The organism is Actinacidiphila acidipaludis (genome assembly GCF_019890725.1).
GTDB classification, from domain to species: domain Bacteria; phylum Actinomycetota; class Actinomycetes; order Streptomycetales; family Streptomycetaceae; genus Actinacidiphila; species Actinacidiphila acidipaludis.
In genome coordinates, this window is record NZ_JAINZZ010000004.1 from 152149 (window position 1) to 166848 (window position 14700).

The 14700-nt window shown below is 74.1% G+C and carries 9 protein-coding genes; 6 read left to right on the forward strand and 3 right to left on the reverse strand.

Annotated elements, in window-relative coordinates; all coding sequences use genetic code 11:
• Positions 1–94: 94 nt before the first annotated feature.
• Positions 95–1879 (reverse strand): ABC transporter family substrate-binding protein, encoded by a 1785-nt coding sequence (locus K7862_RS05345; protein WP_222961156.1) that lies wholly within the window; start codon positions 1877–1879, stop codon positions 95–97.
• Positions 1880–2191: 312 nt separating this feature from the next.
• Between K7862_RS05345 and K7862_RS05350 the strand changes: the two genes are divergently transcribed.
• From K7862_RS05350 to K7862_RS05375, 6 genes are all read left to right on the forward strand, one after another.
• On the forward strand, positions 2192–2479 hold the full coding sequence (locus tag K7862_RS05350) for an Rv0250c family protein (protein ID WP_222961157.1): 288 nt from the start codon (positions 2192–2194) through the stop codon (positions 2477–2479).
• Between the two features lie 146 nt (positions 2480–2625).
• Complete coding sequence (gene sdhC / locus K7862_RS05355) at positions 2626–3456, forward strand: succinate dehydrogenase subunit SdhC (RefSeq protein ID WP_222961160.1); 831 nt, start codon at positions 2626–2628, stop codon at positions 3454–3456.
• Between the two features lies 1 nt (position 3457).
• A complete protein-coding gene (locus K7862_RS05360; protein WP_222961163.1) occupies positions 3458–5407 on the forward strand; it encodes a fumarate reductase/succinate dehydrogenase flavoprotein subunit in 1950 nt (649 codons plus the stop codon).
• Positions 5404–6174, forward strand: coding sequence for a succinate dehydrogenase/fumarate reductase iron-sulfur subunit (locus K7862_RS05365; RefSeq protein WP_222961165.1), 771 nt, complete (start codon positions 5404–5406; stop codon positions 6172–6174). Before K7862_RS05360 ends, K7862_RS05365 begins: the two co-directional genes overlap by 4 nt.
• Before the next feature lie 107 nt (positions 6175–6281).
• Positions 6282–8414, forward strand: coding sequence for a TPM domain-containing protein (locus tag K7862_RS05370; RefSeq protein WP_308011850.1), 2133 nt, complete (start codon positions 6282–6284; stop codon positions 8412–8414).
• A 40-nt stretch (positions 8415–8454) separates the two neighbouring features.
• Complete coding sequence (locus K7862_RS05375; RefSeq protein ID WP_222961167.1) at positions 8455–9168, forward strand: PspA/IM30 family protein; 714 nt, start codon at positions 8455–8457, stop codon at positions 9166–9168.
• A gap of 65 nt (positions 9169–9233) precedes the next feature.
• On the opposite strand, the gene K7862_RS05380 is transcribed toward K7862_RS05375, so the two are convergent.
• Both K7862_RS05380 and K7862_RS05385 read right to left on the reverse strand, forming a co-directional pair.
• On the reverse strand, positions 9234–11807 hold the full coding sequence (locus K7862_RS05380) for a SpoIIE family protein phosphatase (protein ID WP_222961169.1): 2574 nt from the start codon (positions 11805–11807) through the stop codon (positions 9234–9236).
• A gap of 235 nt (positions 11808–12042) precedes the next feature.
• The gene (locus tag K7862_RS05385) at positions 12043–14556 is read right to left on the reverse strand and encodes a SpoIIE family protein phosphatase (RefSeq protein ID WP_222961170.1); all 2514 of its coding nucleotides are present in this window, start codon (positions 14554–14556) and stop codon (positions 12043–12045) included.
• Between the last annotated feature and the right edge of the window lie 144 nt (positions 14557–14700).

Below are 14700 nucleotides of genomic sequence, written 5' to 3' on the forward strand. Positions count from 1 at the left end.
CGCCCGGCTCAAGGGCTGAAGGGGCGAGCGGCGCCGCGCGCCCGGCGGGTCCGGGGCCCGGTCGCCCGGGGCACCGGGTCCCCTGCCGGGAGGACTACTTCCGGAACCCGATGTTCTGGTACGCCGGGGTCTGGAAGCCGAAGGCTCCCGCGTTGGCGACGGTGGTGCGCAGCGCCACCACCTCGGGGCGCTGGTAGAGGGGGATGGAGCCGGCGGCGGCCCAGATGCGGGCATCGGCCTCGGCCGTCAGGGAGCGGGCCTGGGAGGCGTCCAGCTCCGAGCCCGCCCGGCTGAGCAGCTGGTCGATCTGGTCGGTGCCGACCCGGCTGTAGTTCTGCGCGACGGACAGCGACCCGTCGGGCGCCGGCACCGGCTTGGCGAAGATCGGCGTGTCGTCGGTGGCCGGGTACGCGCTGCCGGGCCACGAGTACAGCGCCAGGTCGAAGTCGCCGGCGGCGATGTGGTCCTGGAAGTAGCCGGCGTCGGCGACCTTGTCGATCTCGGTGCGCACCCCGATCACCGACAGCATGCGGGCGATCCGGCCGCCCACGTCGTCCAGCATCGGCGAGTCCGAAGGCAGCACCATCCGCAGCGAGAGCTGCTTGCCGTCCTTGGCCACCGCCCGGGTGGGCTCGACCACGGTGAGCGTGCCGGAGGCCGCGCTGCGCCCGGGACCGGCCGCCTTCTCGCCGGTCTTGGCGGGCGACCGCTGCCAGCCCGCGTCGGCCAGCAGCGCCTGGGCCTGCGCCACGTCGGTCTTGCCGAGCGCCGAGCTGTGGTCGGCGTAGCCGTTCTGGGAGGGCAGCACCAGGTGGTTGCCCAGCGGCTGCGCGGGCAGCCCCAGCGGCTTGAGCACCGCCGACGCGATCTGCTTGCGGTCGATGGCCCGCGCCACCGCGTGGCGGACCCGCTCGTCGGCCAGCGCGCCGGTCGAGCCGTTGATGGCGAGCTGCGCGTAGGCCGCGTCGGGCGCCTTGCGCACGCCGACCCCCTTGGTCCTGGTGACCGCGCTGAGCGCGCCGGGGTCGATCTCGGCCACGTCGAGCTTGTCCGACGCGAGCTGCGCGGCCCGCTGGGCGCGCGGCACCGCGGTGAGCACGAGGGTGTCGAGCTTGGCCCGCTCGCCCCACCAGGAGGGGTTGCGGACCAGGGTGACCGTGCCGGCCTTGGTGTCCAGGTCCTTGACGGTGAAGGGCCCGGCGACCGCGGGGAGCTTGGTGCGGGCGGTGTCGTTGAAGGCGTCGGCGCTGCCGGTCACCGAGGTGGGGTAGAGGGGGCTGAACAGCGAGCGCCAGTCGGCGTACGGGGTGGCGAAGGTGACCTTGACCTGGTGGGCGTCGCTGCCCTGGGCGATGCCCGAGATCCGGTCGTACCCGGCGTTGCGGGCGGTCCAGAACGCCGCGTTCCTGCCGCCCAGGGCCTTCCACTGGGAGGTGAAGTCGGCGGCGCCGACCGGCCGTCCGTCGCTCCACCTGGCCTTGGGGTTGAGGTCGTAGGTGACGACCTGGCGCGGGTCGGTCGAGGTGACCTCCGCCTTGGTGACGAAGTCGCGGTCGAGCCGGGGGGCGCCGTGCTCGTCGAGGGTGAACAGGTGCGGCAGTGTCGCGGCGGCGATCATCGCGGTGCCGCCGTCGGCGTCGGACTGGTAGGCGTTGAGGGTGGGGGGCGTCTCGTCGACGGCCCAGCGCATGGTGCCGCCGTCGCGCACACCGGCGCGGGCCACGGTCGCCACGTCCGTGCCGGCGGTGCCGGCCGCGTGCGTCCCCGAGGAGGAGCAGGCGGCGGTGAGGCTGAGCACGGCCCCCGTGGTGAGGGCCACGGCGACCCGTACCGCCCGTCGCCCGGGCGCGGAAGCGGTCGCGTTCGTGCTGCGGTTCATGGGGGGACACCTCCGCGGGCCCGGCGGCTCGTACGGTGGCAGCCGCACCGGCCGGGATCCTCATCTGGTCTGATGTGCCTTTTGTCGGAATTACACCGCGCTCATGGCATCCCATGGCCGCCGCGGTCCCGGGGCGACCCGCCGCGCGACCACCCCGGACCACCCGTCCGGCCGACAATCGCCGGTTGCGTTACCACGTCCGGTGGGAATCCGTGCAGGCGTCTTCACAAAGAGTGGTGTGACGCGCAACACTCGCATCCGCGACAGCGAAGCGTCACCCACCGCACGGCGGCAGATGGTGAGGGCAGTGCCATGTCCCTGCATGACGACCTGACTTCGGTCCAACGACGGCTCGACGACCTGATGCGCTGCGTCGCGCGGCTCGACGAACAGGCCGGCGACACCCTCGACATGCGCCGGGTCCGGGCCGACGCGGGCCACCTCCGGGACAGCCTCGCGATGCTGTGCGCCTCCGCGCCGGCCGCCGCGGGCTCCCGCCCCGTCGAGATGGTCACCGTCTCCGACGCCCCGTACGACCGCATGCTCTGGGTCGACGCCGAGGACGAGGGGCTGGGCTCGCCCTACCGGCACGCCCCCTGAGCCACCGGCCCGCGCCGGTCCCCTGCCGGGCCGGACCCGGCACGGGCCGCCCACGCACCCGCCCGCCACCGCGCTTCCCAGCGGGCCGCGCACCTGTCACGCGCGGTGCCGCCGCGCCCCCATCCCCGTCCGTTCGGAGTCACCCTTTGGCCACCGGAACCACACCCACCACCCCCGTCACGGAAGCGAGCGGAGGCCGCGCCCACGGACGCGCCGCGATCGCGGCCCGGCATCTGCGGACCGACCGGTGGTGGGTGCCGCCGCTGGTCACCGCCCTCGGCCTGGGCGCGTTCATCGCCTACGCCACCTGGCGGGCCTTCGCCAACAGCGACTACTACGCCGCGCCCTACGTCTCGCCCTTCTACTCGCCGTGCCTGGCCTCGAACTGCACGAGCATGAAGGGCGGCGCCGACTGGCCCCTGTTCGGCGACTGGTGGGGCCTGTCCCCCGCGCTGCTCGTGCTGGTCTTCCCGCTCGGCTTCCGGCTGACCTGCTACTACTACCGCAAGGCCTACTACCGGGGGATCTGGTGGTCCCCGCCGGCCTGCGCGGTGGCCGAGCCGCACGCGAAGTACACCGGCGAGACCCGCTTCCCGCTGATCCTGCAGAACGTCCACCGGTACTTCTTCTACCTGGCGCTGATCGTCGCGGGCATCCTCACCTACGACGCCGTGCTCGGCTTCCGCGACCCGAGCGGCGACTGGGGCCACATGGGCCTGGGGACCGTGGTGCTGCTGGTCAACATCGCCCTGATCTGGGCCTACACCGTCTCCTGCCACTCCTGCCGGCACGTCATCGGCGGCAAGCTCCGGCACTTCTCCAAGCACCCGGTGCGCTACCGGCTGTGGAACCGGGTCGGCGCGCTGACCGCCCGCCACATGCTGCTCGCGTGGTCCTCGCTGATCAGCGTCGGCGTGGCGGACCTGTACGTGTACCTGGTGGCCAGCGGCGCCTTCGACGATCCGAGGTTCTTCTGAGATGACGAATGTGGAACGGCACGCGTACGACGTGGTCGTGGTCGGCGCGGGCGGGGCAGGGCTGCGCGCGGCGATCGAGGCGCGTGAGCGCGGGATGCGGACCGCGGTGATCTGCAAGTCGCTGTTCGGCAAGGCGCACACCGTGATGGCCGAGGGCGGGATCGCGGCCAGCATGGGCAACGCCAACGAGCACGACAACTGGCAGGTGCACTTCCGCGACACCATGCGCGGCGGCAAGTTCCTCAACCACTGGCGGATGGCGGAACTGCACGCCAAGGAGGCGCCGGACCGGGTCTGGGAGCTGGAGACCTGGGGGGCGCTGTTCGACCGCACCGCCGACGGCCGGATCTCGCAGCGCAACTTCGGCGGCCACGAGTACCCCCGGCTGGCGCACGTCGGCGACCGCACCGGCCTGGAGCTGATCCGCACCCTCCAGCAGAAGATCGTCTCGCTGCAGCAGGAGGACCACGCCGAGACCGGTGACTACGAGGCCCGCCTGAAGGTGTTCCAGGAGTGCACCGTCACCCGGATCCTGAAGGACCGTGACCGGGTGGCCGGCGTCTTCGGGTACGTCCGCGAGTCCGGCCGGCTGTTCGTCATCGACGCGCCCGCGGTCGTACTGGCCACCGGCGGCATCGGCAAGTCGTTCAAGGTGACCTCCAACTCCTGGGAGTACACCGGCGACGGCCACGCGCTCGCGCTGCTGGCCGGGGCGCCGCTGATCAACATGGAGTTCATCCAGTTCCACCCGACGGGCATGGTCTGGCCGCCGTCGGTGAAGGGGATCCTCGTCACCGAGTCGGTGCGCGGCGACGGCGGGGTGCTGCGCAACAGCGAGGGCGAGCGGTTCATGTTCGGCTACGTCCCGGACGTGTTCAAGGAGAAGTACGCGCAGAGCGAGGAGGAGGCCGACGGCTGGTACACCGACCCGGACACCCACCGCCGCCCGCCGGAACTGCTCCCGCGCGACGAGGTGGCCCGCGCGATCAACAGCGAGGTGAAGGCCGGGCGCGGCACCCCGCACGGCGGCGTCTTCCTGGACGTGTCCACCCGGCTGTCGGCCGAGGAGATCAAGCGCCGGCTGCCGTCGATGCACCACCAGTTCAAGGAGCTGGCCGACGTCGACATCACCGCCGAGGCCATGGAGGTGGGCCCGACCTGCCACTACATGATGGGCGGGGTCGACGTGGAGCCGGACACCGCGGCCGCCCGCGGGGTGCCGGGCCTGTTCGCGGCCGGTGAGGTCGCCGGCGGCATGCACGGCTCCAACCGGCTCGGCGGCAACTCGCTGTCCGACCTGCTGGTCTTCGGGCGCCGCGCCGGCCTGTTCGCGGCCGAGTACGCGGCCGGGCTCGGCCCGGACTCCCGCGCGTCGGCGACCGCGGAGCAGGTCGACGCGGCGGCCGCGGAGGTCCTGCGGCCGTTCGGGGCGGCCGAGGGCGCGGGGACGGGATCCGGCGGCGACGGCTCGGGGGCCGCCGCCGAGAACCCGTACACCCTGCACCAGGAACTGCAGCAGGTGATGAACGACCTGGTCGGCATCATCCGGCGCGGCCCGGAGATGGAGCAGGCGATGGAGCGGCTGACCGGCCTGCGGGAACGGTCCAGGCAGGTCGGCGTCGAGGGCCACCGGCAGTTCAACCCGGGCTGGCACCTGGCCATGGACCTGCGGAACATGCTGCTGGTCAGCGAGTGCGTGGCCCGTGCCGCGCTGGAGCGCACCGAGAGCCGCGGCGGCCACACCCGCGACGACCACCCGGACATGGACCGCCTGTGGCGCAAGGTCAACCTCGTGTGCGAGCTGGCGGCCGAGCCGCCCGCGGAGGACGCCGGCGCACCCGCGGTCACCCTGCGCCGCCGCCCGATGGACCCGATCCGCCCGGACCTGCTCGCCCTGTTCGAACGGGACGAGCTGCTCAAATACCTGACCGACGAGGAGCTCGACGCGTGAGCAGTTACACAGCGCACTTCAAGGTGTGGCGCGGCGACGCGGACGGCGGCGGCCTGCAGGACTTCCAGGTGGAGGTGAACGACGGCGAGGTGGTCCTCGACATCATCCACCGCCTGCAGGCCACGCAGGCGTCGGACCTCGCGGTGCGCTGGAACTGCAAGGCCGGCAAGTGCGGGTCGTGCAGCGCCGAGGTCAACGGCCACCCGCGGCTGATGTGCATGACGCGGATGTCGGTGTTCCGCCGGGACGAGACCGTGACGGTCACTCCGATGCGCACCTTCCCGGTGATCCGCGACCTGGTCACCGACGTCTCGTTCAACTACACCAAGGCCCGCGAGGTGCCCGCGTTCGTCCCGCCCAAGGGCGTGGCCGCCGGGGAGTACCGGATGGCGCAGCAGGACGTGGAGCGCTCGCAGGAGTTCCGCAAGTGCATCGAGTGCTTCCTGTGCCAGAACACCTGCCACGTGGTGCGCGACCACGAGGAGAACAAGGAGGCCTTCGCCGGACCGCGGTTCCTGATGCGCATCGCGGAACTGGACATGCACCCGCTGGACGCCGCCGAGGAGACCGGGCTGAACCGCGCGGCCTCGGCCCAGGAGGACCACGGCCTGGGCTACTGCAACATCACCAAGTGCTGCACCGACGTGTGCCCGGAGAACATCCACATCACCGACAACGCGCTGATCCCGCTCAAGGAGCGCGCGGTGGACCGCAAGTACGACCCGCTGGTCTGGCTCGGGTCGAAGATCCGCCGCCGGGGGCAGTAGCCCGGCACCGGGCCGCCCGGCTGAAGTCGCGCCACGGACGAACCCCACATAGCCTCCGAAAAAGGAGCCACCCGCAGCGGCGTGGCGCGGCAGCGGGAGGCGGCGCGGTGCGGACAAGACGTCGGGCCTTCCCCGCCCTGCTCGCGGCCTGCGCGGCCGTCGCACTGAGTTCCGCGTCGCCCGCCCGGGCCGTCACCCGGTCGGGCGACGGCCCGATCCCGCTCGCCCGGACGGGCCAGGTCACCGACCGGGTCGGCGCGCTCGGCGGCCGCGGGCCCGAGGTGGGCAGCGCGCTGCAGCGGCTCTACTCCGCCCAGCGTCTGCAGCTCTTCGTCGCCTACGTGAGCACCTTCTCCGGACGCAGCCCGCAGGACTGGGCCAACGCCACCGCGGTCAAGAACGGCCTGGGCCGCAAGGACCTGCTGCTCGCGGTGGCCACCCACGACCGCCAGTACGCGGTCTCCGCCGACCAGGACTCCGGTCTGACGCAGGACCAGCTCAACGAGGTCAGCGACCGGGCCATCGAGCCGGCGCTGCGCGAGAACGACTGGGCGGGCGCGGCGATCGGCGCCTGCGACGGCTATGACGCGGTGCTCACCGGCCGGGCGGTGGCCGCGCCGGCCATCTCCCCCGGTGCCGCCGACCCCGGCGGCGCCCCCAGCGGCGCCGGCACCAACGAGGCCGCCGCGCTGTGGATCCCGGTCGCCGCCGTCGCCGCGGCCGGCTTCCTCGGCCTGTGGGCGTACCGCAGGCGCCGGATGCCCGCGAGCGGGCCGCCGGGCCACCGGCCCGCACCCACCTGGCGGGCGCCGGGCGGCGGCCGGACCGCCAAACAGCCCACCCCCCTCACTCCGCTGCCCGAGCTGGACGCCCAGGCCCGCCAGCTCCTGGTGGCCACCGACGACGCGGTCCGCACCAGCCAGGAGGACGTCGGCTTCGCCGCCGCCCAGTTCGGCGACGAGGCCGCCAAGCCGTTCGGCGAGGCCGTGGACTACGCCAGGGGCGAGCTGACCGCGGCGTTCCGGATGCGGCAGCGGCTGGACGACGCCTTCCCCGAGGACGACGACACCCGGCGGCAGATGCTCGACGAGATCCTGTCGCGCTGCACCCAGGCCAACCGCCGCCTGGACGCGGAGTCCGAGGCGTTCGACCGGCTGCGGGCGATGGAGGCCAACGCCGCGCAGGTGCTGGAACAGGCCGAACAGGCGCTGGCCGCGCTGCCGGGCCGGATCGCCGCGGCCGAGGACGCCCTGGGCCCGCTGGGCCGGCGGTACGCCGACTCCGCCCTCGAACCGGTGGCCGGCCATCCGGCGGAGGCCAGGGACCGCATGGAGTTCGCCCGCACCACCCTGGACCAGGCGCGCGCGGCGCTGGCCACCGACCGGGGGCGCGCCGCGGTCTTCGTCCGGGCCGCCGAGGGCGCGCTGGACCAGTCGGCGACCCTCGCGGACTCGGTGACGCGCCGTGAGCAGGAGCTGCGCGCCGCCGAGGCCGCGCTGCGGGACGCGCTCGCCGAGACCGGCGCCGACCTGGCCGAGGCCCATGGCCTGGCCGGCGGCTCCGCCCCCGGCTCGACGGCCGGCCTGCAGGGCTTGATCGCCCGCGCCGAGGCGGTCGTGACCGGTGTTCAGCAGGAGATGACGGCCGGGCGCTACGACCCCATCGCCGCGCTGCGCCGGGTGGAGGAGGCCGACGCCGCCCTCGACGAGGCGCTGTCCGGGGCCCGCGACCGGGACGACGCCGTCCGGCGCGCCCGCGCCCTGCTCGACCAGGCGCTGCTGGCCGCCCGCAGCGAGGTCGCCGCCGCCCGCGACATCGTCACCACGCACCGCGGCGCGATCGGCAGCCAGGCCCGCACCCGGCTGGCGGAGGCGGAGCGGCGGCTGCGGCTGGCCGAGGCGTCGGCCGTCACGGACCCGGCGGCCGCGCTGGAGCACGCGCACGACGCGGACCGGCTGGCCCGCGAGGCGCAGGCGTTCGCCGGTCAGGACGTCAGCGGCTTCGCCGACTTGGGCGGGTTCGGCGGGTTCGGCGGCCACGGCGTGGGCAGGCGCACCACCGGAGGCATGGGCGGCATGGGCGGCGCCCTGCTCGGCGGGATCCTGCTGGGCGGTGTGCTCGGCGGCGGAGGCGGCGGCTTCGGCGGCACGGGCGGCGACTTCGGCGGATTCGGCGGCGGACCGGGCAGTTTCGGCGGCGGCCAGACCCGCGGCCGCATGGGCGGCGGCGGACGGTTCTAGCCGCCCGCTTCGGGCACAACCCACGGAGCAGGGAGTTCGGATGACCAAGCAGACCATTCTCGGCCGGGTGGCCCAGCTCGCCAGGGCGAACGTCAACGCGCTGCTGGACCAGGCCGAGGACCCGCAGAAGATGATGGACCAGCTGATCCGGGACTACACGGCCAACATCGGCGAGGCCGAGACCGCGGTCGCCGGCACCATCGGCAATCTGAGGCTGCTGGAGCAGGACCACGCGGAGGACGTGGGCGCCGCGGCGGAGTGGGGCGGCAAGGCCGCCTCGGCCAGCCGCCGGGCCGACCAGCTCCGGCTCGCGGGCAGCGCGGATGCCGACCGCTTCGACAACCTCGCCAAGGTCGCGCTCGGCCGGCAGCTCCAGTCGGAGAAGGAGGCGAAGGCGGCCGAGCCGATCATCGCCGCGCAGACCGAGATGGTCGACAAGCTCAAGGCCGGCCTGGACCAGATGAAGGCCCGGCTGGCCCAGTTGCAGTCCCGGCGGGACGAACTGGTGGCCCGTTCGCGGTCGGCCCAGGCGCAGAACACCATGCTGGACGCCGTCAAGAGCATCGACGTCCTGGACCCGGCGAGCGAGCTGGGCCGCTTCGAGGACAAGGTGCGGCGCGAGGAGGCACGCGCCCAGGGCCGGGACGAACTGGCCGCGTCCTCGCTGGACCACCAGTTCGAGTCCCTGGACGCCCTCTCGGACGCCGCCGAGGTCGACGCCCGCCTCGCCCGCCTGAAGGCCGCCTCCGCCTGAGATCCGCCCCCGGCTGAGGACCGCCTCCCGCTGACGGCCCCGGGTACGCCCCCGCGGGATGAGGGTCAGTACATGCTGAGCAGGTCCTCCACCGAGGGACCGGCGGAGGCGGCGCCGCCGCGCAGGGCCAGTTCGAACCAGACGGTCTTGCCCCGGTGGGTGCGGCGGCTGCCCCAGGACTGGCTGAGCATCGTGACCAGTTGCAGGCCGCGGCCCCCCTCGTCGGTGTCGCGGGCCCGGCGGCGGCGCGGCTGCATCAGCGCGCTGTCCCACACCTCGCACACCAGCGTCCGGTCCAGCAGCAGGCGCAGCCTGATGTCGCCGTAGCCGTGCCGCAGCGCGTTGGTGACCAGCTCGCTGACCAGCAGCTCGGTGGTGTCCACCAGGTCATCGAGACCCCAGGCCAGCAGCTGGTCCCGGGCCAGCTCACGGGCCCTGGCCACCGAGGTGGGCTGCGGCTCCAGCGTCCAGTCGCCGACCTTGTCCGGGGACAGCCCGCGGATCCGGGCCATCAGCAGCGCGATGTCGTCCTCGCCGTGCGCGGTGTCCAGGGTGGCCAGCACGTGGTCGCAGACGTCCTCCAGCGGGCGCGGCGGCCCGGCCAGCGAGTCCCGGAAGGCGTCCAGGCCCTCGTCCAGCGGGTGGCTGCGGGACTCCACCAGACCGTCGGTGTACAGCGCCAGCAGTGCCCCGTCGGCGAGCTGCACCTCGATCTCCTCGAACGGCTCGCCGCCGACGCCCAGCGGCACGCCGCGCGGCAGTTCGAGCAGCAGCGGGCTCTCCCCCGGCTCGACCAGCACCGGCGGCAGGTGCCCGGCGTTGGCGATCGTGCAGCGCCGGGTGACCGCGTCGTAGACGACGTAGATGCAGGTCGCCAGGTAGACCTCGGCGAGGTCCGCGTCGCCGGGGTCCTTGGACCGGCGGGCCATGCCCTGCCGGGGCGCGCCCAGGCCGCCGACGACCTCGTCCAACGCGGCCAGCACCTCGGCGGGTTCGAGGTCGAGCATGGCCAGCGTGCGCACGGCGGTGCGCAGTTCGCCCATCGCGACGGCGGCGCGCAGGCCGCGGCCCATGACGTCGCCGACGACGAGCGCGGTGCGGTGGCCGGGCAGCTCGATGACGTCGAACCAGTCGCCGCCGACCTCGGTCTCCATGCTGCCGGGCAGGTAGCGGCAGGCGATGTCCAGGCCGGCCGCCTCCGGGTCGTCCGGGGGCAGCAGGCTGCGCTGCAGGATCAGGGCCCGCTCGTGCTCCCTGCGGTACAGCCGGGCGTTGTCCAGGAAGATCGCGGCGCGCGCGGCCAGTTCCTCGGCGAGCATCCGGTCGCGTTCGGCGAACGGCTCGCTTCCCTTGGCCCGGGAGAACTGCACCAGGCCCAGCACGGTGTCCCGGGCCACCATCGGCACCACCAGGGTGGACTGCACGAGCGTGCCGCCCAGGTCGTTGGCGCCCTCGCCGTCCAGGACCTGCGGCTGCGCGGTGCGCAGGGCGCGGGCGCTGGCCGAGCCGAAGCGGTAGCGGTGCACGGCGCCGACCGAGACCGGCCCCTCGCCGGGACTCACGTCGTCGTCGCCGGCCATCACCACCGGCGCGTCGGAGACGGCGCTGGCGAAGGCGACGCGGCGCACCTGGCCGCTGCCGTCGGTGGCGCCGGTCAGCTCCTCCTCGCCGGACAGCAGCACCTGGTAGAGGTCGACCGAGGCCAGGTCGCAGAAGTGCGGGACGGCGACGTCCAGCAGTTCGCGGGCGGTGGTCTCCAGGTCCAGGGAGGTGCCGATGCGCGAACCGGCCTCGTTGAGCAGGGCCAGGTTGCGCCGGGCGTGCGCCGCCTCGCGTTCGGCGCGCTGGCGCCCGGTGACGTCCATGGCGAGCCCCGCGACGCCGATCGGGCGCCCGGCGTGCCCGCCCTGCCCGGGGATGCCGCCGCTGTGCAGCCGGTACAGGGACATCGCCCAGCGGCGCCTAACGGGGTCGCCGGGCACGGTGCCGACCAGCGGCATGTCCAGCACCGGTTCGCCGGTCTCCAGGACCTGCCGCAGCGCGGCCGTGAGCCGGTCCGCCTCGACGCGGGAGAGGAAGTCGTGCGGGCCGCGGCCGCGGTGGCCCTCGGCGGGGCGCCCGAAGACCTCGGCGAAGCGCTCGTTGACGCGGATCAGCCGCAGGTGGGTGTCGAACAGCACGAAGCCCATCGGGGACTGCCCGAAGACCGCCTGCGAGGCGGCCACGTCGGTCTCGATCTGCCGGAGCGTGGCCACGTCCAGCGCGATGCACACCGCGCCGTCGTCGGAGGGCATCACGTAGACCTCGGCCAGGCCGTTGCCGCCGGAGGCGTCCTTGTACGGCACCAGGCCGTTCCACTCGCGGCCGTCGAGGATCTGCGCCAGCCGCTCGTGGGCGCGGACCTGGACATCCGGCGGGGCGAAGGCGGCGATCGGGTCGCGGCCGAGGGCCTCCTCCGCGGCCACGCCGAAGAACTCCTCGGCGCGCCGGCTCCAGTGGTCGATGCGCCCGGCACGGTCCAGCGAGAACGACGCGACGCGTATGTAGTCGTACATCGAGCCGGGCGGGCTCGACTGCCAGACCCCGGCGCGTGCCGCCGGGTCCGCGTCGTCTCCGGGGGGGACCTCCCCTGCTGGCATGTCGCTCACTCGCCCGACCCCTCCAGCTCAGCACACACATGGACCGGTTGGAGCCGAGTATTCAGCATGCAGACCGTCCAGCACACGGTCTTGTCGATCACAGCATCATCTCGGCTCCCGGGTACGGGGACGGACCCCCGGAACACCGCGGCCGCGTCTTTCGCTTCCGTCCCTTCGGCATACCCGGCACAGTGGCGTCGAATCATGCAGCGGGGGGCGCCCGGCGGCATCCGGCTCAGGGAAGCGCCAGTTCGAACCACACGGTCTTGCCGAGGGGGCCGTGGCGCGTTCCCCAGCGCCGGGACGTCCGGGCGACGAGCTGCAGCCCCCGGCCGCCCTCGTCGGTCTCGGCGGCGTTCCGCTCGCGCGGCGGGTCCGGCAGCGGGTCGGAGACCTCCACCAGCAGCGACGAGCCACGGACCATCCGCACCCCGATCGGACCGTGCGCGTACCGCAGCGAGTTGGTGACCAGCTCGCTGACCAGCAGCACCGTCACGTCCGACAGCGGCAGCAGATCCCAGTGCACCAGGGTGTCGCGCACCCGGCGGCGGGCCAGCCGCACCGCGCTGGCCTCCGCGGGGAAGGTCCAGCCCGCGGTGGACCCGGCGGGCAGGCCGCCGAGCCGGGCCATGAGCAGCGCCACGTCGTCCGGTTCGCGGCCCGGCTCCATGGTGGCCAGCAGGTCGTCGCAGGCGTCCTCCAGCGAGTGCAGCGGGCGGCTCAGGGTCGCGCGCAGGCGTTCCAGCCCGGCGCTGATGTCGTGGCCGCGGGACTCCACCAGGCCGTCGGTGTACAGCACCAGCACCGCGCCGTCCGGCACCTCCAGCTCGGTGGTCTCGAACCGTACGCCGCCCACGCCGAGCGGGACGCCGGTGGGCAGTTCGAGCAGCCGGGCGTGGCAGTCGTCGCGGTTCTCCGGCGGCCCCGGCTCCACCAGCACCGGGGGCACGTGGCCGGCCTGCGCGAGGGTGCAGCGCCGCGTGGACGGGTCGTACACCGCGTAGACGGCGGTGGCCATCCACCCCTCGATCTGCCCGCGGGCCAGGTCGTCGCCCAACTCGTTGACGCGGCTCAGCAGTTCGTCGGGCGGCATGTCCAGACCCGCCAGGGTGCGGACCGCGGTGCGCAGCCGGCCCATGGTCGCGGCGGCCCCCAGGCCGTGGCCCATCACGTCGCCGACCACGAAGGCCAGCCGGCCGCCGGCCAGCGGGATGACGTCGAACCAGTCGCCGCCGACCTCCGCGCCGCTGCTGCCCGGCACGTACCGGAACGCCACCGCCACGCCCGGCGGTTCCGGCACGGTCTGCGGGAGCAGGCTGCGCTGGAGCATCAGCGCGCCCTCGCGCTCGCGCACGTACAGCCGGGCGTTGTCCAGGGCGGCGCCGGCGCGGTCGGCGAGTTCGGTGGCCGGCGCCAGGTCGTCCCGGTCGAACGGCTCGCGCCCCACGGACCGGCTGACCACCAGCAGTCCGAGCACCACCCCGCGCGCCCGCAGCGGCGCCACCAGCATCGAGGTGATGCCCAGTTCGACGGCGGCCTCGATCTTCGGGTCGTCGGGGAAGGTGGTGCGGCGCAGGTCCTCCTCGGTGCACACCAGCCGCGGCTCGCCGGTGACCAGCGCCGTCCCGAACACCGAGTCCTTCGTGAAGTCGACGAGCTGGCCCCGCCGCAGCATCCGGCTGACCGCCGGGCTCCACTCGACCGCGCCCACCCCGAGCTGCCGCATGGGAGTGGTCGCGGTGTACGGCACGCTGGGCAGCTCCCCGCCCTCGGCCGCCTCGGCGTGCAGGATGACGCCGGCGTAGTCGGCGAACGCGGGCACGAGCGCCTCGGCGAGGGCTTCGGCCGCCCGGTGGACGTCGAGCACGCCGGCGATCCGCGAACCCACGTCGTTGAGCAGCGCCAGCCGCTGCCGGGCCCGCTCGGCCTTGGCTGCGTCGCGCATCCGCTCGGTGACGTCCATGACGGTCGCGCTGATGCCGAGCACCCGTCCGGCCCGATCCACCAGCCGGTGGTACGACAGCGAGCGGTGGCCTGCGCCGCGCGGCGCAGGCGCCACCAGGTCGATCACCGGACGGCCGGACGCCAGCACCTCGCGCTGCAGCGTGGTCAGCTCGCCCGCCGCGGCCGGGCCGAGGACCTGGGCGACGGTCCGGCCGAGGTGCGCGGCGACCGGCAGGCCGTTCATGTCGGCCAGGGCCTGGTTGACCCGGACGTAGCGCAGGTCGCGGTCGAAGATGGCGACGCCGAGCGGCGAGGAGTCGAAGAGCGCGTCCAGGGCGGCCAGGTCCTGCTCCAGCGTCTGCAGCCGGCTGGTCTCCACCATCGACGCCAGCACGAACGGGCGGCCGTCGCCGTCGACCAGCAGGGTCGCCCGGGTCTCCACCTGGACGGAGTGGCCGTCGCGGTGGCGCAGCGACAGGATGCCGTCCCAGCGGCCGGTCCGCAGCAGGTCGGCGAGGATGTGCCCGGCCTCGCCGGGCTCCGGGACGGTGCGCAGGCGCGCGTGTCCGGTGGGCGTGGTCTCCACGGCCTGAGCCGGGCCGAACAGCCCGCCGACCCGGCGGCCCACGATGTGCTCGCCCGCCCAGCCCAGCACCTCCTCGGCCAGCGGGCTCCACAGCAGGACGCGCCCGCTGGTGTCGAGCATGACGACGGCGACGCGGAGGGTGTCGAGGAGGGCGCCCCGGGGGCGCTCGGCCGGGGGTGGGGGCACATCGTCCGGCGACGCGTCGCCGCTGTCGCTCATGCCTCGGGCACCCCCGACCGGGTCGGGGCCGGTCGCACCACCCGGCCACACGAAGGGTTATCTCCCCCTTACCCCATCATCAGAGCTTTTTGTCGCTTTTGCCGGGTCAGCACCTTTCGGCCGCCGTCCCGGAGGTACGCCGGA

Excerpts from the sequence above, each read along its gene's own strand:
- K7862_RS05345 (WP_222961156.1), bottom strand. The coding sequence starts at position 1,879 with ATGAACCGCAGCACGAACGCGACCGCTTCCGCGCCCGGGCGACGGGCG.
- K7862_RS05350 (WP_222961157.1), top strand. The coding sequence starts at position 2,192 with ATGTCCCTGCATGACGACCTGACTTCGGTCCAACGACGGCTCGACGAC.
- K7862_RS05360 (WP_222961163.1), top strand. The coding sequence starts at position 3,458 with ATGACGAATGTGGAACGGCACGCGTACGACGTGGTCGTGGTCGGCGCG.
- K7862_RS05375 (WP_222961167.1), top strand. The coding sequence starts at position 8,455 with ATGACCAAGCAGACCATTCTCGGCCGGGTGGCCCAGCTCGCCAGGGCG.
- K7862_RS05380 (WP_222961169.1), bottom strand. The coding sequence starts at position 11,807 with ATGCCAGCAGGGGAGGTCCCCCCCGGAGACGACGCGGACCCGGCGGCA.
- K7862_RS05385 (WP_222961170.1), bottom strand. The coding sequence starts at position 14,556 with ATGAGCGACAGCGGCGACGCGTCGCCGGACGATGTGCCCCCACCCCCG.